Source organism: Streptomyces sp. NK15101 (assembly GCF_020400725.1).
Taxonomy (GTDB): Bacteria; Actinomycetota; Actinomycetes; order Streptomycetales; family Streptomycetaceae; genus Streptomyces.
This window is the reverse complement of sequence record NZ_JAINVG010000013.1, coordinates 46,927-65,380: the sequence shown is the minus strand read 5'-3', so window position 1 is coordinate 65,380 and position 18,454 is coordinate 46,927. Positions and strand designations below refer to the sequence as shown.

Annotated in this window: 19 protein-coding genes; 14 read left to right on the top strand and 5 right to left on the bottom strand. The window is 71.6% G+C overall.

Features of this window, described 5'->3' with window-relative positions; translation table 11 throughout:
* The first annotated feature begins 241 nt into the window (after positions 1 to 241).
* From K7G60_RS10260 to K7G60_RS10245, 4 genes are all read left to right on the top strand, one after another.
* The gene (locus tag K7G60_RS10260; protein WP_123457530.1) at positions 242 to 895 is read left to right on the top strand and encodes a response regulator transcription factor; all 654 of its coding nucleotides are present in this window, start codon (positions 242 to 244) and stop codon (positions 893 to 895) included.
* A gap of 4 nt (positions 896 to 899) precedes the next feature.
* On the top strand, positions 900 to 2,138 hold the full coding sequence (locus K7G60_RS10255; protein ID WP_225800503.1) for a cell wall metabolism sensor histidine kinase WalK: 1,239 nt from the start codon (positions 900 to 902) through the stop codon (positions 2,136 to 2,138).
* Between the two features lie 395 nt (positions 2,139 to 2,533).
* Positions 2,534 to 2,830 (top strand): DUF4193 domain-containing protein, encoded by a 297-nt coding sequence (locus K7G60_RS10250; protein ID WP_003955561.1) that lies wholly within the window; start codon positions 2,534 to 2,536, stop codon positions 2,828 to 2,830.
* A 12-nt stretch (positions 2,831 to 2,842) separates the two neighbouring features.
* Positions 2,843 to 3,895: an EcsC family protein gene (locus K7G60_RS10245; protein ID WP_225800502.1), complete on the top strand. Its 1,053-nt coding sequence runs from the start codon at positions 2,843 to 2,845 to the stop codon at positions 3,893 to 3,895.
* A gap of 19 nt (positions 3,896 to 3,914) precedes the next feature.
* On the opposite strand, the gene K7G60_RS10240 is transcribed toward K7G60_RS10245, so the two are convergent.
* On the bottom strand, positions 3,915 to 4,406 hold the full coding sequence (locus K7G60_RS10240; protein WP_225800501.1) for a DUF3093 domain-containing protein: 492 nt from the start codon (positions 4,404 to 4,406) through the stop codon (positions 3,915 to 3,917).
* 58 nt (positions 4,407 to 4,464) lie between these two features.
* Here K7G60_RS10240 and K7G60_RS10235 point away from each other — a divergent pair, with 58 nt between their 5' ends.
* From K7G60_RS10235 to K7G60_RS10200, 8 genes are all read left to right on the top strand, one after another.
* Positions 4,465 to 5,049, top strand: a complete 585-nt coding sequence (locus K7G60_RS10235; protein ID WP_225800500.1) for a PaaI family thioesterase — start codon at positions 4,465 to 4,467, stop codon at positions 5,047 to 5,049.
* Positions 5,049 to 5,561 carry a dUTP diphosphatase gene (gene dut, locus K7G60_RS10230; protein ID WP_225800499.1) on the top strand — a complete coding sequence of 171 codons (513 nt, stop codon included), beginning with the start codon at positions 5,049 to 5,051 and terminating at the stop codon, positions 5,559 to 5,561. The genes K7G60_RS10235 and dut overlap by 1 nt, the downstream gene beginning before the upstream one ends.
* A 1-nt stretch (position 5,562) precedes the next feature.
* Positions 5,563 to 6,321 carry a DUF3710 domain-containing protein gene (locus K7G60_RS10225; protein ID WP_225800498.1) on the top strand — a complete coding sequence of 253 codons (759 nt, stop codon included), beginning with the start codon at positions 5,563 to 5,565 and terminating at the stop codon, positions 6,319 to 6,321.
* 339 nt (positions 6,322 to 6,660) lie between these two features.
* Complete coding sequence (locus K7G60_RS10220) at positions 6,661 to 7,329, top strand: ABC transporter ATP-binding protein (RefSeq protein WP_225800560.1); 669 nt, start codon at positions 6,661 to 6,663, stop codon at positions 7,327 to 7,329.
* 115 nt (positions 7,330 to 7,444) lie between these two features.
* On the top strand, positions 7,445 to 9,991 hold the full coding sequence (locus K7G60_RS10215; RefSeq protein ID WP_225800497.1) for a sensor histidine kinase KdpD: 2,547 nt from the start codon (positions 7,445 to 7,447) through the stop codon (positions 9,989 to 9,991).
* 107 nt (positions 9,992 to 10,098) lie between these two features.
* Positions 10,099 to 10,785, top strand: a complete 687-nt coding sequence (locus tag K7G60_RS10210) for a response regulator (RefSeq protein ID WP_225800559.1) — start codon at positions 10,099 to 10,101, stop codon at positions 10,783 to 10,785.
* 69 nt (positions 10,786 to 10,854) lie between these two features.
* Positions 10,855 to 11,253, top strand: coding sequence for an OB-fold nucleic acid binding domain-containing protein (locus tag K7G60_RS10205; RefSeq protein ID WP_015036728.1), 399 nt, complete (start codon positions 10,855 to 10,857; stop codon positions 11,251 to 11,253).
* 3 nt (positions 11,254 to 11,256) lie between these two features.
* Positions 11,257 to 12,003, top strand: coding sequence for a DUF3159 domain-containing protein (locus tag K7G60_RS10200; RefSeq protein WP_225800496.1), 747 nt, complete (start codon positions 11,257 to 11,259; stop codon positions 12,001 to 12,003).
* Positions 12,004 to 12,072: 69 nt separating this feature from the next.
* Here the strand turns inward: K7G60_RS10200 and K7G60_RS10195 are convergent, their stop codons facing one another.
* A complete protein-coding gene (locus K7G60_RS10195) occupies positions 12,073 to 12,753 on the bottom strand; it encodes a TrkA family potassium uptake protein (protein ID WP_225800495.1) in 681 nt (226 codons plus the stop codon).
* A complete protein-coding gene (locus K7G60_RS10190) occupies positions 12,753 to 13,421 on the bottom strand; it encodes a TrkA family potassium uptake protein (protein ID WP_041131658.1) in 669 nt (222 codons plus the stop codon). The genes K7G60_RS10195 and K7G60_RS10190 overlap by 1 nt, the downstream gene beginning before the upstream one ends.
* A gap of 234 nt (positions 13,422 to 13,655) precedes the next feature.
* On the opposite strand from K7G60_RS10190, the gene K7G60_RS10185 reads away from it, so the two are divergent.
* Together K7G60_RS10185 and K7G60_RS10180 are read left to right on the top strand one after the other, a co-directional pair.
* The gene (locus K7G60_RS10185; protein WP_225800494.1) at positions 13,656 to 15,707 is read left to right on the top strand and encodes an APC family permease; all 2,052 of its coding nucleotides are present in this window, start codon (positions 13,656 to 13,658) and stop codon (positions 15,705 to 15,707) included.
* 85 nt (positions 15,708 to 15,792) lie between these two features.
* Positions 15,793 to 17,121, top strand: a complete 1,329-nt coding sequence (locus K7G60_RS10180) for a class I SAM-dependent RNA methyltransferase (protein ID WP_225800493.1) — start codon at positions 15,793 to 15,795, stop codon at positions 17,119 to 17,121.
* Positions 17,122 to 17,385: 264 nt separating this feature from the next.
* Here K7G60_RS10180 and K7G60_RS10175 read toward each other — a convergent pair whose 3' ends face one another.
* Both K7G60_RS10175 and K7G60_RS10170 read right to left on the bottom strand, forming a co-directional pair.
* Positions 17,386 to 17,886: a very short patch repair endonuclease gene (locus tag K7G60_RS10175; protein WP_225800492.1), complete on the bottom strand. Its 501-nt coding sequence runs from the start codon at positions 17,884 to 17,886 to the stop codon at positions 17,386 to 17,388.
* Between the two features lie 171 nt (positions 17,887 to 18,057).
* Positions 18,058 to 18,453 carry a hypothetical protein gene (locus K7G60_RS10170; protein WP_225800491.1) on the bottom strand — a complete coding sequence of 132 codons (396 nt, stop codon included), beginning with the start codon at positions 18,451 to 18,453 and terminating at the stop codon, positions 18,058 to 18,060.
* Position 18,454: the final 1 nt, after the last annotated feature.

The window sequence follows — 18,454 nt, the reverse complement described above, 5'->3', positions numbered from 1 at the left end:
CGGGGTGTTCAGTCGTCCTCCCCAGCCCTTTCCTCAGAGAAACCTCAACTGGCCCGCGAATCCGGTGAATTCTTCGTGCCGGCCCGCGCGCCCTGCCGCGCGCCCCCTCCGCCCCAGGCCCCGCACGGCCGTCTTACAGCCGGTTTACGCGCGTACGGGGCAGGATGGACACGCACAGTCAGTGCTCGGATTTCAGCCGGTCCCCACCCCGGACAGCGGCTCAACGGGAAGGATGTACGACGTGCGCGTACTCGTCGTCGAGGACGAGCAGCTGCTCGCCGATGCGGTGGCCACCGGACTGCGCCGGGAGGCCATGGCCGTCGACGTCGTGTACGACGGCGCCGCGGCCCTGGAGCGCGTCGAGGTCAACGACTACGACGTCGTCGTCCTCGACCGCGACCTCCCGCTCGTCCACGGCGACGACGTCTGCCGCAAGATCGTCGAGCTCGGCATGCCCACCCGCGTCCTGATGCTCACCGCCTCCGGCGACGTCAGCGACCGCGTCGAGGGCCTGGAACTCGGGGCGGACGACTACCTCCCCAAGCCCTTCGCCTTCACCGAGCTCACCGCGCGCGTGCGCGCCCTCGGCCGCCGCACCACCGTCCCGCTCCCGCCCGTCCTGGAGCGCGCCGGCATCAAGCTCGACCCCAACCGCCGCGAGGTCTTCCGCGAGGGCCGGGAGGTGCAGCTCGCGCCGAAGGAGTTCGCCGTCCTGGAGGTCCTCATGCGCAGCGAGGGCGCCGTCGTCTCGGCCGAGCAGCTCCTGGAGAAGGCCTGGGACGAGAACACCGACCCCTTCACCAACGTCGTGCGCGTCACCGTCATGACCCTCCGGCGCAAGCTCGGCGAACCGCCGGTCATCGTCACCGTCCCCGGCTCCGGGTACCGGATCTGACCCGATGGCCACGACCCCCGCGCCCCACCCCCAGGCGCCCCCGAAACCCACCTGGGACCCCCGGGACCCCGTGCGGCCGCTGCTGCGCCCCACCATCCGGATACGGCTCACGCTGCTGTACGGCGGGATGTTCCTGATCGCCGGCATCCTGCTGCTGTCGATCATCTACCTCTTCACCGCCCAGGCGCTCAGCGACAGCACCTCCCAGCTGCCCTTCAAGGTCGTCAACGGCACGGTCCAGCCCACCAGCTCCATCTGCCAGCTGCCCGTGAACCCCACCGGTGACCAGCTCAACGACGCCGTCACGCTCTGCCTGCGACACCAGAGCGACCGGGCCCTGGACGACCTCCTGCGCCGGTCCCTCTTCGCCCTGCTCGGCCTGAGCATCATCGCCTTCGCCTTCGGCTACGCCATGGCGGGACGGGTGCTCTCCCCGCTCGGCCGGATCACCCGTACCGCCCGCCAGGTGGCCGGATCCGACCTGTCCCGGCGGATCGAGCTGGACGGCCCCGACGACGAGCTCAAGGAGCTCGCCGACACCTTCGACGAGATGCTGGACCGCCTGGAGCGGGCCTTCACGGCCCAGCAGCGCTTCGTCGCGAACGCCTCGCACGAGCTGCGGACCCCGCTCGCGATCAACCGCACCCTCCTGGAGGTCCACCTGTCGGACCCCGGGGCGCCGGTGGAGCTCCAGCAGCTCGGCAAGACCCTGCTCGCCACCAACGAGCGCAGCGAACAGCTGGTCGAGGGCCTGCTGCTGCTCGCCCGCAGCGACAACCAGATCATCGAGCGCAAACCCGTCGACCTGGCCGAGGTCGCCGAGCGCGGCGTCGACCAGGTGCACGCCGAGGCCGAGGCCAAGGGCGTGGAGATCCGGGGAGCGCGCGCGTCCGCCGTCGTCCAGGGCAACGGCGTGCTCCTCGAACGGATCGCGCTGAACCTGCTGCAGAACGCCGTGCGGTACAACGTGCCGGAGGGAGGCTGGGTGGAGGTCACCACCGAGGCCAAGGACGGCCAGGCGGTCCTGGTCGTCTCGAACACGGGACCGGTGGTCCCCGCGTACGAGATCGACAACCTCTTCGAGCCGTTCAGGAGGCTCCGGCAGGAGCGGACCGGCAGCGACAAGGGGGTCGGTCTCGGCCTGTCGATCGCCCGGTCCGTGGCCCGCGCCCACGGCGGCCGTATCATCGCGGAGCCGCGCGAGGGCGGCGGACTCGTGATGCGCGTCACTCTGCCGATCTGACACACTGCACGAGCCGACCGGTTCCGTTCGCTTTGCGCGGAATTCCGGAGCCCCGATTCTGAGACGCTCATGTGTGATCGATCACAGGAGAGGGTGTTCGGCCCTCCACTCTCCGTGACCGGGAAATCCCTCGGAAAACCAGGAAAAGTCCGGGTTTCCGGGGCCCGGAATGACGGGAAGTACACGGGGTGGCGCCTGTGAGGGCCGTCCGGAGGACCGTGTACGGTCCGGTTCGCCACCCGAAGCCGATCACTCGTGAGAGGGCGCGACGGGTGTCGATTGAGTAACAGACCTTGATGTGAGGCAAAATCTCCGCCTCAGGTCGGGCACAAGTCCGACCTCTCACGCGTTACGTGCGCTGGAGACACCGCAACCACCCAGAGGGGGAGAGCGACATGGCAACGGATTACGACACCCCACGCAAGACCGACGACGACGTCGACTCGGACAGCCTTGAAGAGCTGAAGGCCCGCCGGAACGACAAGTCGACCTCGACCGTCGACGTCGACGAGTTCGAGGCCGCCGAAGGCCTGGAGCTTCCCGGCGCCGACCTCTCGAACGAGGAGCTGGCCGTCCGGGTCCTGCCCAAGCAGGCCGACGAGTTCACCTGCATGAGCTGCTTCCTCGTGCACCACCGCAGCCAGCTGGCCCGGGAGAAGAACGGCCAGCCCATCTGCCGCGACTGCGACTGAGACCGCTCGGCCGTGGCAGGCGACACACCGTCCCGGAAGCGGCGTCTGCGGCTCCCCGGGAGACCGGAGACGCACAAGGGCGGCTCAGGCCCGGCGGAGGGCGCCCAGGAGGCCCCTGAAGCCGAGCGCACCGCCTCCCTGCCCTCCCTCGGCGCACGTGACGACGAGCGAGGCCTCCCGGCCTCGCTCGAGGCGGTCATCGAGGTCGCCGAGACGGATCCGGCGCGCCTGCCGGCGGGACAGGGCGACGCACGGGCCGCACGGGCCGAAGACCTGCAGGGCGGACGCCTCGGCGCCGTCAGGCGGCTGGCCAACCCCGCCCGGGCCCGACTCGACCGGGTCAGGATCGGCTCCGACCGGATCGACGCCGTCCGGCGCGGCGTCACGCAGGGCGTCCGGCAGGGCGTGAAGCGCGGCGGAGACAGCGCCAGGGCCGGCCTCGGCTACCTGGCCGACCGGCTGATCGACCTCGCCCCGCGCATCCCCGTCCGCGACCTGGCGACCCTGCGCAGACAGTTCCCCGGCCTCGGCCCCGAGGAGCTCGCCGACAAACTCGTCGCCGGCGCGGCGAACGCGAGCTCGACCGTGGGCGCGGGCGTCGGCGCCGCCGCCATGCTCCCCGTGCCCCCGGCCATGCCGGCCGAGCTGGCGGCCGAGATCACCGGCGTCGCCGCCGTGGAGATCAAACTCATCGCCGAACTGCACGAGGTCTACGGACTGCGGCCTCCCGGCCGGCTCATGCAGCGCTCGGCGGCCTATCTGACCTCCTGGTCCGAGGAGCGGGGCATCGACCCCACCAGGCCCACCACGGTCAACGCCGCGCTCGGCGGTCAGCTCAAGCGCGAACTGCGCCAGCAGATCATGAAACGCCTGGTGCGCAACCTGCCGAACCTCATGCCCTTCATGGTGGGTGCCGCCGTCGGCGCCGTCATGAACCGCCGTGACACCAAGAGGCTCGCCGCGCACATCCGCAAGGACCTCCGCGCCCGCCAGGTCTCCTGGGACGCCCTCCCGGAACTGCCCCCGCTGGAGCAGCCGGAGAACCCCGAGGAGCCGGGCTTCTGACGAGAGCGGGCGCGCCGGGTCAGGCGCGCTCCGCCTCCAGGGCCGCGACCAGCGCCTCCGGCTCGCGGCTGGACAGGTACACGTACGGCGTCGGGTCCGCCGGGTCGGTCACCTCGACCCGTACCGCCCCCGGCACGTAGCTGCGCATCAGCATGAAGGCGCGCGGGTCCGCCTTGTGGGTGCGCCAGGCGCGCGCCTCCTCCGCGTCGAGCGCCTCGGCCGTCCCGAGCGCCGAGACCGGGATCCGGGCGTCACCCGCCACCAGCGAACCGGCCACCACCCGGATCCGGGCGGAGCCGTACGAGGAGACCGCCATCCCGGCGAGCACCGCCGCCACGATCAGACCGCCCAGCATCGGGACCGTGCCCAGCGGGAACATGATGAGGCCGCCGGAGAGACCGAGCAGCACCACGATCGCCCACCACGAACGGGGCGCGGTCAGCCGCTCGTCGAAGCGCGGCGCGGCGGAGGGGGCGGGGGAGGGGCTCGGGGACGGCGCGGAAGGCTGCATGCGTCCAAGCTTGGCACGGCGCGACCCGCGCCCATCCGCGCGGGTAAGGTCTGCGGCTGTGACTGCAACATCTGCCGCCCTCACCCCGCCGCCCGACGCCATACCGCCGGTACGCCACCCGGACGCGCCGGCCCCCGGCGAGCTGCTCGGTGCGCACTACGAGTACTGCTTCGGGTGCGGCGGCGGGCAGCCCCACGGCCTCCACCTGGAAGCGCGCGCGGGCGAGGGCGTGACCGTCACCGCCGAGTTCACGGTGACCCCCGACCACCAGGGCGCCCCCGGCCTCGCGCACGGCGGCGTCCTCGCCACGGCGCTCGACGAGACCCTCGGCTCCCTGAACTGGCTGCTGCGGGTCATCGCCGTGACCGGACGCCTGGAGACCGACTTCGCCCGGCCCGTCCCGGTCGGCACCGTGCTCCACCTGGAGGCCGCCGTCACCGCCGTGCACGGCCGCAAGATCTACTCGACCGCCGTCGGACGGATCGGCGGGCCCGAAGGCCCCGTCGCCGTCCGCGCCGACGCCCTCTTCATCGAGGTCAAGGTCGACCACTTCATCGACAACGGCCGCCCGGAGGAGATCCGGGCCGCCATGTCCGACCCCGACCAGGTCCGGCGCGCCCGCGCCTTCGAGGTGAACCCCTGATGCGCAACCCTGTCGACGTACTGATCCGGCGAGTGGACCCGGACGTGCCGATCCCGGCCTACGGGCATCCCGGCGACGCCGGGGCCGACCTCGTGACCACCGAGGCCGCCGTGCTGGCCCCCGGAGAGCGGGCCGTACTGCCCACCGGGGTCTCCATCGCCCTGCCGGACGGGTACGCGGCCTTCGTGCACCCGCGCTCCGGTCTCGCCGCACGCTGCGGAGTGGCGCTCGTGAATGCCCCCGGGACGGTCGATGCCGGGTACCGTGGAGAGATCAAGGTGATCGTGGTCAATCTCGACCCGCGCGAGGACGTGCGGTTCGAACGATTCGATCGGATTGCCCAACTTGTCGTCCAGCAGGTCGAGAAGGTCCGCTTCCACGAGGTGGCGGAGCTTCCCGGTTCGGCGCGGGCCGAGGGGGGCTTCGGGTCCACCGGCGGTCACGCCGCCGTGGACGGCACAACGGGTGGGAATCGATACGCTTCGGTCGTATCCGACCGGGAAGGACAGTGACGTGTTCGGACGTCGCAAGAAGAGCGGTGCCGCCGAGGACGCGGCGGGCGAGGCCGAGCAGGTCGTCGACGCGGTGGAGGGCGAGGACGCGGCCGAGCCGCGCCGCGTGAACCTTCCGCCGGCGCCCCGGCCCGACGGGCCCTGGGACATCTCCGAGGTCGCCAAGCCCGACGAGGGCCGCGTGGACCTCGGCGGGATCTTCGTGCCCGGAGTCGAGGGCATGGAGCTGCGGGTCGAGGTGGCGGGCGACGCGATCGTCGCGGCCACCGTCGTCCTGCGTGACAGCGCCGTACAGCTGCAGGCCTTCGCCGCGCCCAAGAACGAGGGCATCTGGGGCGAGGTCCGCGACGAGATCGCCACCGGCATCATCCAGCAGGGCGGTGCCATCGACGAGGTCGAGGGCCCGCTCGGCTGGGAGCTGCGGGCCCAGGTCCCGGTGCAGCTGCCGGACGGCAACCGCGGCGTGCAGCTGGTGCGCTTCGTGGGCGTCGACGGACCCCGCTGGTTCCTGCGCGGAGTGATCTCCGGGCAGGGCGCGGTCCAGCCCGAGGCCGCCGGCCTCCTGGAGCAGATCGTCCGGGACACCGTGGTCGTCCGCGGCGACGGCCCGATGGCCCCGCGCGACCCGATCGTCCTCAAGCTGCCGAACGACGCGCAGATGGTGCCGGACGGCGTGCAGCAGGAGGAGCAGGAGGGCTCCCGCTTCTCCGGCGGCATGGGCCAGCTCCAGCGCGGCCCGGAGATCTCCGAGATCCGCTGAACCCTCCGCCGGGCCGCTCCGGTGGTCCGGCGTGCCCGTCGGTCCGCTCCGGTGGTCCGGCGCGATCGAGACACGGCCGGTGGGCCGCTTCCCGTACCCCTCGTACGGGAAGCGGCCCACCGGCCGTTTCCGCGGGGCCGGACACCGGCGCCCCGGCTGTTCTCCACAGCCCCGGACACGCCCCGGCCGTTTTCCACAGGCCCGGGGCCCGGCTCTGGTCCTCCGGCCGGGCCCCGGACCATACTGACGGCGCAGATGTTCGAGGAGGGGGAGCACAGGGTGAGTGAGAGCAGCACCAGGTCCGCTACGGCCGTCGTCGAGGACCCGGCCGGACCGCCGATGGTCCGCGTCGAGGACCTGCGCCGCTCGTACGGAACGGGCGAGGCCGCCGTCCACGCCCTGCGCGGCGTCTCCTTCGACATCCCGCGCGGCGAGCTCGTCGCGCTCAAGGGCCGCTCGGGCTCCGGCAAGACGACCCTGCTCAACCTCGTGGGCGGTCTCGACACCGCCGACGGCGGCCGGATCGTCATCGACGGCACCGACCTCTCCACCCTCGGCGAGAGCGGGCTCCTGGAGCTGCGCCGCGACCGGATCGGCTTCGTCTTCCAGTCCTTCGGGCTGCTCCCGATCCTCTCCGCCGCCGAGAACGTGGGCGTGCCCCTGCGGCTGCGCAAGGCGGACCCCGAGGAGCGCGAGGAGCGGGTCGCCCTGATGCTCGGGCTCGTGGGCCTCGCCGACCACGCCAACCAGCGGCCGGGCGAGCTCTCCGGCGGTCAGCAGCAGCGGGTCGCCATCGCCCGCGCCCTCGCCAACAAGCCGGCGCTGCTGATAGCCGACGAGCCCACGGGCCAGCTGGACGCGGAGACCGGCCTAGCCGTCATGCAGCTGCTGCGCGCGGTGGTGCGCAGCGAGGGCTGCACGGCCCTCGTCGCCACCCACGATCCCCAGCTCCTGGGCCTCGCGGACCGGGTCCTGGAGCTGCGCGACGGCGAGGTCATCGAGCACTGACGCCAGGGGCACGCCGACGGCGGAGCGGGTCGCGGGCACATCAGGATCACGTCAATACCGCCCCCGGCCTCTCCCGCGTACGGAATGTCCGATTGGCTGGACGTATGGTCGAGCCATGGGACGCGGCAAGCTTCGTATCTACCTCGGCGCTGCGCCGGGCGTCGGCAAGACCTACGCGATGCTCGCCGAGGCCCACCGCCGGGTGGAGCGCGGCACGGACTGCGTGGTGGGGTTCGTGGAGCACCACGGGCGGCCGCGTACGGAGGTCCTGCTGCACGGCCTGGAGGAGGTCCCGCGCCGCACCCTGGAACACCGGGGGGCGACCTTCACCGAGATGGACGTCGACGCCGTCCTCGCCCGCCGTCCCGCCGTCGCCCTCGTCGACGAGCTCGCCCACACGAACGTGCCGGGCTCCCGCAACCCCAAGCGGTGGCAGGACGTCGCCGAACTCCTCGCGGCCGGCATCGACGTCGTGTCGACCGTCAACATCCAGCACCTGGAGTCCCTCGGCGACGTCGTCGAGGCGATCACCGGGGTGCGGCAGCGGGAGACCGTCCCCGACGAGGTGGTGCGCCGGGCCGACCAGATCGAGCTGGTCGACATGGACCCGAAGGCGCTGCGGCGACGGATGGCCCACGGCAACGTCTACACCTCGGACAAGGTCGACGCGGCCCTCTCCAACTACTTCCGCCCCGGCAACCTCACGGCCCTGCGCGAGCTGGCCCTGCTCTGGACCGCCGACCGGGTCGACGAGTACCTCCGGCAGTACCGGGGCGAGCACGACATCCGCTCCACCTGGCAGGCACGGGAGCGCATCGTCGTCGGTCTGACCGGCGGCCCCGAGGGCCGCACCCTCATACGACGCGCCACCCGGCTCGCCGAGAAGGGCGCCGGCGGCGAGGTCCTCGCCGTCTACATCGCCCGCAGCGACGGCCTCACCGCCGCCTCTCCGAAGGAACTGGCCGTCCAGCGGACCCTCGTCGAGGACCTCGGCGGAACGTTCCACCACGTCATCGGCGACGACGTCCCCTCGGCGCTCCTGGAATTCGCCCGCGGGGTCAACGCCACCCAGATCGTCCTCGGCTCCAGCCGCCGCCCGACCTGGCAGTACGTCTTCGGCCCCGGCGTCGGCCAGACCGTGGCCCGCGACTCCGGGCCCGACCTCGACGTCCACATCGTCACCCACGGCGAGGTCGCCAAGGGCCGGGGCCTGCCCGTCGCGCGCGGAGCCCGCCTCGGCCGCGCCCGGATCCTCGGCGGCTGGATCGTCGGCGTCGCGGGCCCGGTCGCCCTGGCCCTGCTCCTCACGCACATGGACGCCGACCTCGGTCTCGCCAACGACATGCTGCTCTTCCTCGCCCTGACCGTGGCCGCCGCGCTGCTCGGCGGGTTCCTGCCGGCGCTCGCCTCGGCCGCCGCCGGCTCCCTCCTCCTCAACTGGTTCTTCACCCCGCCGGTCCACCGCCTGACCATCGCCGACCCCCTGAACATCGTCGCCATCGCCGTCTTCTTCGGCGTCGCGATGTCGGTCGCCTCCGTGGTGGACCTGGCCGCCCGGCGCACCCACCAGGCCGCCCGGCTGCGCGCCGAGTCCGAAGCGCTCTCCTACCTGGCCGGCAGCGTGCTGCGCGGCGAGACGAGTCTGGACGCCCTCCTGGAACGGGTCCGCGAGACCTTCTCCATGGAGTCGGTGGCCCTCCTGGAGCGCACGGACGGGGCCGCGCCGTGGACACGGGCGGCGAGCGTCGGCCCCCACCCCGCGGCCCGGCCGGAGGACGCGGACGTGGACATGCCCGTCGGCGACCACCTGGCGCTCGCCCTGACCGGCCGGGTGCTGCCCGCCGAAGACCGGCGGGTGCTCGGTGCCTTCGCCGCCCAGGCCGCGGTCGTCCTCGACCGGCAGCGGCTCGTCGGCGAGGCGGAGGAGGCCCGGAAGCTGGCCGAGGGCAACAAGATCCGCACCTCCCTGCTCGCCGCCGTCAGCCACGACCTGCGGACCCCGCTCGCGAGCATCAAGGCCTCCGTCTCCTCCCTCCGCTCCGACGACGTCGAGTGGTCCGAGCGGGACCGGGCCGAGCTCCTGGAGGGCATCGAGGCCGGCGCCGACCGCCTCGACCACCTCGTGGGCAACCTCCTGGACATGTCCCGCCTCCGGACCGGCACCGTCACCCCCCTGATCCACGCCGTCGACCTCGACGAGGTCGTCCCCATGGCCCTCGGGGGAGTGCCGGACGGCAGCGCCGAACTCGACATCCCCGAGACCCTGCCCATGGTCGAGGTCGACAAGGGCCTCCTGGAGCGGGCGGTCGCCAACATCGTGGAGAACGCCGTGAAGTACAGCCCCGAGGACGTGCCCGTCCACGTCGCCGCCAGCGCCCTGGGAGACCGGGTCGAGCTGCGGGTCGTGGACCGCGGTCCCGGCGTCCCCGACGAGGCCAAGGACGGCATCTTCGAGCCCTTCCAGCGCCTCGGCGACGCCCCGCGCGGCTCCGGCGTCGGCCTCGGCCTCGCGGTCGCCCGCGGCTTCGTCGAGGCGATGGGCGGGACGCTCGGCGCCGAGGACACCCCCGGCGGGGGCCTCACCATGGTGCTCACCCTGCGCGCCGCGGCGGGCGGCCCCCAGGCCCCGCCCGCGGGCCTCCCGGCCCACGCCGTGACCTGACCCGCGGGCCCGTGACCCGGCCCCGCCGCCGGTCCCGTGCCCCGCACCCGCACTCACCCCCGTATCCCCCCGTATCCACCGACATGACGAAGAAGGCAGGCCCCTCCATGACCCGGGTCCTCGTGGTCGACGACGAGCCCCAGATCGTCCGCGCCCTGGTGATCAACCTGAAGGCGCGGAAGTACGAGGTCGACGCCGCGCCCGACGGCGCCACCGCCCTCCGGCTCGCAGCCGAACGCCATCCCGACGTCGTCGTCCTCGACCTCGGACTGCCCGACATGGACGGCGTCGACGTGATCAAGGGCCTGCGCGGCTGGACGAGGGTGCCGATCCTGGTCCTGTCCGCCCGGCAGACCTCCGACGAGAAGGTCGAGGCGCTCGACGCGGGCGCCGACGACTACGTCACCAAGCCCTTCGGCATGGACGAGCTGCTCGCCCGGTTGCGCGCGGCCGTGCGCCGCGCCGAGCCGGTCGGCGGCGCCGAGGACGGGGTCGTCGTGGTCGAGACCGAGGGCTTCACCGTCGACCTGGCCGCGAAGAAGGTGCACCGCGACGGACGCGACGTCCGGCTCACCCCCACCGAGTGGCACCTCCTGGAGGTCCTCGTCCGCAACGCCGGCCGGCTCGTCAGCCAGAAGCAGCTGCTCCAGGAGGTCTGGGGACCCTCGTACGGCACGGAGACCAACTACCTCCGGGTCTACATGGCGCAGCTCCGCCGCAAGCTGGAGACCGACCCCTCGCACCCGCGCCACTTCGTCACCGAACCGGGCATGGGATACCGCTTCGAACGCTGAAACGGGAGGCGCACGGACGGGTGGTCCGGGGCCGCTTCCGGTGACAGCGCAGGCCGGTACGCTTTCTGTATGAGTGCTGCACCGCGTACAGAGAAGCCGGCCGGAAGGTTCCGCCGGATGCTCGACCGGCTCTCCTCCTCCCCGGAGGACCTGGAGTCGGAGGAGCTCCAGGAGGACGCCGAGGCCTCGGGGTGCACGCGTATCTCCGACTGCTCCGACCGCCAGATAGTCAAGGTGACTGGTACCTTGCGCACGGTCACGCTGCGTCCCCGGGCCGGTGTGCCCGCGCTGGAGGCCGAGCTCTTCGACGGCACGGCACCGCTCGACGTCGTGTGGCTCGGCCGGCGCTCCATCGTGGGCATCGAACCGGGCCGCAAGCTGATCGCCTCCGGCCGGATCTCCATGAGCCACGGCCGGCGGGTCCTCTTCAACCCCAAATACGAGCTCCGACCGCTCGGACAGGAGTAGCCGGTGACGTCCCTCGACAAGCCGACCGCGGACCGGTCGACCCCGGACCAGGACGCCCAGGCGGACAAGGCCGTGACCGAGGCCGCGCTCTTCGAGGCCTTCGGCGGTCTGCGGGGCATGATCGAGACGGTCCTGCCCGGCCTGCTGTTCGTCACGATCTTCACGGTCAACAAGGACCTGCACGTCTCGGCGATCGCCGCGCTCGCGGTCTCGCTGGTCCTGGTGGCCGTCCGGCTGATCCGCCGGGACACCGTCAAGCACGCCTTCAGCGGCGTCTTCGGCGTCGCCTTCGGCGTGGTCTTCGCGATGATGACGGGCAACGCCAAGGACTTCTACCTGCCGGGCATGCTCTACACCCTGGGCCTCGCCCTGGCGTACATCATCACCGCGCTCGCCGGAGTGCCCCTGATCGGCCTGATCCTCGGCCCGGTCTTCAAGGAGAACCTCTCCTGGCGCACCCGCAACCCGGGCCGCAAGAAGGCCTACACCAAGGCCAGCTGGGCCTGGGGCCTGATCCTGCTCGGCAAGTGCGCGATCCTCTTCCCGATGTACTGGTGGGCCGACACCACCAAGTTCGGCTGGGTGCTCGTCGCCCTCAAGATCCCGCCGTTCCTGCTCGCGGTCTACCTCACCTGGGTGTTCCTCGCGAAGGCCCCGGCGCCGATCGACGTCTTCGCCGAGATGGAGGCCGAGGAGCGCGCCGAGAAGGAGCGCAAGGCGGCCGCCGCGCAGCGCCACCCGGAGGCCTGAGACGCGCTACGTGGAAGGGCCCGGACCTGACGGACAGGTCCGGGCCCTTCCACGTACCCACTCAGGAGGTCAGGACTCCGACCCGGTCTCGCGGCGCACCTGGAGGAGGTCCTCCAGCTGCTCCTCGCGGGCCTGCGCGGCCACGAACAGCAGTTCGTCGCCGGCCTCCAGGGTCTCCTCGGCGCTCGGCGTCAGCACCCGCGAACCGCGGATGATCGTCACCAGCGAGGTGTCCTGCGGCCAGGCCACGTCCCCGACGGCGGTGCCGGCGACCGCCGACTCCGGCGGGAGCGTCAGCTCGACCAGGTTCGCGTCGCCGTGGCTGAAGCGGAGCAGCCGGACCAGGTCGCCTACGCTCACCGCCTCCTCGACCAGGGCCGACATCAGCCGCGGCGTCGAGACGGCCACGTCCACGCCCCAGGCCTCGTTGAACAGCCACTCGTTCTTCGGGTTGTTCACCCGGGCGACCACGCGCGGCACGCCGTACTCGGTCTTGGCGAGCAGCGAGACGACCAGGTTCACCTTGTCGTCACCGGTCGCCGCGATCACCACGTTGCAGCGCTGCAGCGCCGCCTCGTCCAGCGAGGTGATCTCGCAGGCGTCGGCCAGCAGCCACTCCGCCTGCGGCACCCGCTCCACCGAGATGGCGGTCGGCGCCTTGTCGACCAGCAGGACCTCGTGCCCGTTCTCCAGGAGCTCGCCCGCGATGGACCGGCCCACCGCACCCGCGCCCGCAATAGCGACACGCATCAGTGACCGCCCTCCTCGGGACCCTCGGCGAAGGCCGCCTCGACCTTCGCGATCTCGTCCGTACGCATCATCACGTGCACCAGGTCACCTTCCTGGAGCACCGTCTGCGAGGTCGGCAGAATCGCTTCGCCCAGTCGGGTGAGGAAGGCGACGCGGACGCCGGTCTCCTCCTGGAGCCGGCTCACCTTGTGGCCGATCCACGCCGGCGAGGTGTGCACCTCGGCGAGCTGCACGCCACCGCTCGGGTCGCGCCACAGCGGCTCCGCGCCCGAGGGCAGCAGCCGGCGGAGCATCTGGTCGGCGGTCCAGCGGACCGTCGCGACCGTCGGGATCCCGAGGCGCTGGTAGACCTCGGCGCGGCGCGGGTCGTAGATCCGCGCCGCCACGTTCTCGATGCCGAACATCTCGCGCGCGACCCGCGCCGCGATGATGTTGGAGTTGTCGCCGCTGCTCACCGCGGCGAAGGCACCGGCCTCCTCGATCCCGGCCTCGCGCAGCGTGTCCTGGTCGAAGCCCACGCCCGTGACCCGCCGGCCGCCGAAGCCCGAGCCCAGACGGCGGAAAGCCGTCGGATCCTGGTCCACGACCGCGACGGTGTGCCCCTGCTGTTCGAGGGTCTGCGCGAGGGCGGCTCCCACTCGCCCGCAGCCCATGATGACGATGTGCACGTCCCCTTACCCCGCACTCCTGATCGCCTTGCTGACCTGCGAATACACCCTGCTCACAACTTTCCTCGCCCGATCGGCCCGGGCCGTGGCGGGCGACGCCCTGCCGGGTCGCCCGGTCCGAGCTTAAGCGGCAACGCTGGCGGGGACCGCATTCGAGGTGGTACCCAGGGAGATTCGGTGCGGATCGGGGGTGCCGGTGCGCGTGGCTCTTTTCGAACGCTTACGATCCTCTCCGTGTCCAAACTGACCGACGTGCCCAAACGGATCCTGATCGGGCGGGCCCTGCGCAGCGACAAGCTGGGAGAGACCCTTCTCCCGAAGCGGATCGCCCTCCCCGTCTTCGCCTCCGACCCGCTGTCCTCGGTGGCGTACGCCCCCGGCGAGGTGCTGCTCGTCCTCTCCGTCGCCGGCCTGTCGGCCTACCACTTCAGCCCGTGGATCGCGCTCGCGGTCGTCGTCCTGATGTTCACGGTGGTCGCGTCGTACCGGCAGAACGTGCACGCGTACCCGAGCGGCGGCGGTGACTACGAGGTCGCCACCACCAACCTCGGGCCCAAGGCCGGGCTCACCGTCGCGAGCGCCCTGCTCGTCGACTACGTCCTGACCGTCGCCGTGTCGATCTCCTCGGGCATCGAGAACCTCGGCTCGGCCGTTCCGTTCATCGTCGAGCACAAGGTGCCCTCGGCGATCGCGGTCATCGTCCTCCTCACCCTCATGAACCTCCGGGGCGTGAAGGAGTCGGGCAGCCTCTTCGCCATCCCGACGTACGTCTTCGTCGCGGGCGTCTTCATCATGATCGCCTGGGGCGCCTGGCGCGGCATCGTCCTCGACGACACCATGAAGGCCCCCACCGCCGACTTCGAGATCAAGGCCGAGCACCAGGGCCTCGCCGGCTTCGCGCTGGTCTTCCTGCTGCTGCGGGCGTTCTCCTCCGGCTGTGCCGCCCTCACCGGCGTCGAGGCCATCTCCAACGGCGTCCCCGCCTTCCGCAAGCCGAAGTCGAAGAACGCCGCCACCACGCTCGCCCTCATGGGCGGCCTGGCCGTCACCATGTTCTGCGGCATCATCTTCCTGGCCATGGCCACCGACGTCCGGATGGCCGAGAAGCCGAGCGAGGACCTGCTGCTCAACGGCAAGCCGCTCGGCGAGGGCTACGTCCAGGACCCGGTGATCTCCCAGGTCGCCGCCGCCGTCTTCGGCGACGGGACCTTCTTCTTCGTCGTCCTCGCCGCCGCCACCGCGCTCGTCCTCTTCCTGGCCGCCAACACCGCGTACAACGGCTTCCCGCTCCTCGGCTCGATCCTCGCCCAGGACCGCTACCTGCCGCGCCAGCTGCACACCCGCGGCGACCGCCTCGCCTTCTCCAACGGCATCGTGCTCCTCGCCGGAGCCGCCGCCCTCCTCGTCTGGATCTACGGAGCCGACTCCACCCGGCTGATCCAGCTCTACATCGTCGGCGTCTTCGTCTCCTTCACGCTCAGCCAGATCGGCATGGTCCGGCACTGGAACCGGCACCTGAAGACGGAGCGCGACACGGCCAAGCGCCGCCACATGATCCGCTCCCGCGCGATCAACGCCTTCGGCGCCTTCTTCACCGGCCTCGTCCTCGTCGTCGTCCTCGCCACCAAGTTCACCCACGGCGCCTGGGTCGCCCTGCTCGGCATGGTGATCTTCTACGGGACGATGACCGCGATCCGCCGGCACTACGACTCCGTGGCCAGCGAGATCGCCGCCGCCGAGGAGCGCCCCGACGAGTACGTCCGGCCCTCCCGCGTCCGCTCGGTCGTCCTCGTCTCCAAGCTCCACAAGCCGACCCTGCGCGCCCTGGCCTACGCCAAGCTGCTGCACGCCAGCGAGCTGGAGGCGCTCACCGTGAACGTCGACCCGGCCGAGACCAAGGCGCTCAAGGAGGAGTGGGAGCGGCGCGGCATCAACGTACCGCTCAAGATCCTCGACTCGCCGTACCGCGAGATCACCCGGCCGGTCATCGAGTACGTGAAGAACATCCGCCGCGAGAGCCCGCGCGACGCCGTCTCCGTCTACATCCCCGAGTACGTCGTCGGCCACTGGTACGAGCACCTGCTCCACAACCAGTCCGCACTCCGCCTCAAGGGCCGGCTGCTCTTCACCCCCGGCGTGATGGTCACCTCCGTCCCGTACCAGCTCCAGTCCTCCGAGGCCGCGAAGAAGCGGGCCGGGAAGCGCCAGGAGTGGAACGCGCCGGGCTCCGTCCGCCGCGGCCCGGTGGAGAAGCGCCAGAAGGAACCCGCCGCGAAGAACAACTGAAGAACAGCAACTAGACTGGTGGGCTGCCGTCGGACCGAGGTCCGCGCGTCGGCCCACCTTTCTTCTCTCTCTGGAGTCCCCGCTCATGCAGAACACCCCTGTTACGTCGCTGGTCGGGGCGGAGTACGAGGTAGAGGTCGGCCCGGTCGCCCACGGCGGCCACTGCATCGCCCGTACGGAAGCCGGCCGGGTCCTCTTCGTCCGCCACGCCCTGCCCGGCGAGCGCGTCCGGGTGCGGGTCACCGAGGGCGAGGAGACCTCCCGCTTCCTGCGCGCCGACGCGATCGAGATCCTGGACGCCTCCAAGGACCGCGTCGAAGCCCCCTGCCCCTTCGCGGGCCCGGGCAAGTGCGGCGGCTGCGACTGGCAGCACGCCAAGCCCGGCGCCCAGCGCCGCCTGAAGGGCGAGGTCATCGCGGAGCAGCTCCAGCGCCTGGCCGGGCTCACCCCGGAGGAGGCCGGCTGGGACGGCACGGTCATGCCCGCCGAGGGCGACAAGCTGCCCGCCGGCGAGGTCCCGCAGTGGCGCACCCGCGTCCAGTACGCCGTCGACGCCGAGGGCCACGCGGGCCTGCGCAAGCACCGCTCCCACGAGGTCGAGATCATCGACCACTGCATGATCGCCGCCGAAGGCGTCTCGGAGCTGGGCATCGAGAAGCGCGACTGGCAGGGCATGGCCTCCGTCGAGGCCATCGCCGCCTCCGGTTCGAACGACCGCCAGGTCATCCTCACCCCCCGCCCGGGCGCCCGCCTCCCCCTGGTGGAACTGGACAAGCCGGTCTCCGTGATGCGCGTCGACGAGAAGGACGGCGGCGTCCACCGCGTCCACGGCCGCGCCTTCGTCCGCGAGCGCGCCGACGACCGCACCTACCGCGTCGGCAGCGGCGGCTTCTGGCAGGTCCACCCGAAGGCCGCGCAGACCCTCATGCTCGCCGTCATGCAGGGCCTCACCCCCCGCAAGGGCGAGACGGCCCTCGACCTCTACTGCGGCGTCGGCCTCTTCGCCGGCGCCCTCGCCGACCGCGTCGGCGACCAGGGCGCGGTCCTCGGCATCGAGTCCGGCAAGCGCGCGGTCGAGGACGCCCGCCACAACCTGGCCGGCTTCCCGCGCGTCCGCATCGAACAGGGCAAGGTCGAGTCGGTCCTCCCGCGCACCGGCATCACCGAGGTCGACCTCATCGTCCTGGACCCGCCCCGCGCGGGCGCCGGCAAGCAGACGGTCCACCACCTGGCCGGCCTGGGCGCCCGCCGCATCGCCTACGTCGCCTGCGACCCGGCCGCCCTGGCCCGAGACCTCGCCTACTTCGCCGAACGCGGCTACAAGGTCCGGACCCTGCGGGCGTTCGACCTGTTCCCGATGACGCACCACGTGGAGTGCGTGGCGATTCTGGAGCCGGTGAAGAAGGACGCCTGACCTGGGGTTTTGTGGGTGCGCTTTATGTGCGGTGTGGGCGTTACGGGCGATATCTTGACGCTGAAATGACGCTCGTGACGCTCATTTGACGCTCGTTCTGATGGGGTGTCAGGTCAGGGCTGGGTCGCTCAGGTCGTTCCCCTCCCTGTCCTGCTGACCACGCAAGGCGTCTTCTACCCCCACTGGGTGGCGCTGGGCGTCGTGGCGGCTTCCCTACGGCTGAGAGCCCCGTCCCGCGTGTGTTTGGATGCCGCACGCGCTCGTCTACGAGCCCTCGGTCGCCCGTTCCGACATGGGCGTCCAGGTGCTGATGGCCAAGGCGCGGGGATGCCCCCGGGTGGCGAGCGCCGCTGTCACCCGCTTGACAGCGCCGTCGACGGTCTCGTGCTCCCAGACGCGGAGGGGCAGCCAACCGATCAGCGCGAGGTGGGCATCGGTCTCCTCGTCGCGGCGGGCGTTGCCCCGAAGCTTCTGCCGCCACCACTCCGCGTTGTGCCGTGGCTCGTGTAGATGGCTCGGGCACGCGTGCCAGAAGCAGCCCTGTACGAACACGGCGGTGCGCCACTTCGTGAACGTGACGTCAGCACGGCGACGTGGCATGCCGACGATCGGCAGGTCCACGCGGTAGCGGAAGCCCAATGAGTGCAGAGCCCGGCGGAGCGCAAGCTCCGGAGCCGTGTCCCGGCTTCGCTGGGCGACCATGACCCTCCGCGCGTTGGCATCGCGCGGCGCCGGCGTTTCTCTGCGGCGTTCCTGGATTCCCACGCCTGATCAACCATCGGGTTGCCTCACCGTTACGGGCGTCGTACCGGTGATCTGCCCGAGCCGTTCACGACCGCCGCTCATGCTGCGACCGAACCCGGCATCGCGTTCTTTCCCGGTCTCAGCGAGGGGTTTCGTAGCGGCGGTCGGGCGTGGCTGTGCGACGGGGAGACATCAGGAGCCGGGCAGCAGCGCCGTGACCGTGGATTGAACGAGTTGGGCCGCCGCCAGGACGCCGGGGATGCCTCCGCACCGTTCGACCAGGCTCTCGATCATGTAGCGGAGGGCTCCGGGGTCTCGGTCGGGCTCGTCCAACCGTGGGGCAATCATGTCGAGGTCGCGCAGGGCGCCGTCCACTCCGGGGTGCTGGTCGCGCAGCTCTTCCAGGCGTTGGCGCAGTTCGTCGATGCTCTCGCGGGCCCTGTCCACGGCCTCGTTGGTGAGGTTGTTGGTCTGAGCGGCGTTCTGGGAGAAGGGAGCGGCTTGGGCGGGTCCGGTCATGCGGCCGGTGTTGATGATGCCGAAGTTCACGCCGTTCGGGACGGGGTCGGGCTGGCTTCGGAGGGGCATG

Bases quoted from the DNA above. Each gene is read 5' to 3' on its own strand.
- K7G60_RS10220 (WP_225800560.1), top strand. From the start codon at position 6,661: ATGGTCCGCGTCGAGGACCTGCGCCGCTCGTACGGAACGGGCGAGGCC.
- K7G60_RS10170 (WP_225800491.1), bottom strand. From the start codon at position 18,453: ATGCCCCTCCGAAGCCAGCCCGACCCCGTCCCGAACGGCGTGAACTTC.
- K7G60_RS10210 (WP_225800559.1), top strand. From the start codon at position 10,099: ATGACCCGGGTCCTCGTGGTCGACGACGAGCCCCAGATCGTCCGCGCC.
- K7G60_RS10180 (WP_225800493.1), top strand. From the start codon at position 15,793: ATGCAGAACACCCCTGTTACGTCGCTGGTCGGGGCGGAGTACGAGGTA.
- K7G60_RS10240 (WP_225800501.1), bottom strand. From the start codon at position 4,406: ATGCAGCCTTCCGCGCCGTCCCCGAGCCCCTCCCCCGCCCCCTCCGCC.
- K7G60_RS10195 (WP_225800495.1), bottom strand. From the start codon at position 12,753: ATGCGTGTCGCTATTGCGGGCGCGGGTGCGGTGGGCCGGTCCATCGCG.
- K7G60_RS10255 (WP_225800503.1), top strand. From the start codon at position 900: ATGGCCACGACCCCCGCGCCCCACCCCCAGGCGCCCCCGAAACCCACC.
- K7G60_RS10250 (WP_003955561.1), top strand. From the start codon at position 2,534: ATGGCAACGGATTACGACACCCCACGCAAGACCGACGACGACGTCGAC.
- K7G60_RS10215 (WP_225800497.1), top strand. From the start codon at position 7,445: ATGGGACGCGGCAAGCTTCGTATCTACCTCGGCGCTGCGCCGGGCGTC.
- K7G60_RS10205 (WP_015036728.1), top strand. From the start codon at position 10,855: ATGAGTGCTGCACCGCGTACAGAGAAGCCGGCCGGAAGGTTCCGCCGG.
- dut (WP_225800499.1), top strand. From the start codon at position 5,049: ATGCGCAACCCTGTCGACGTACTGATCCGGCGAGTGGACCCGGACGTG.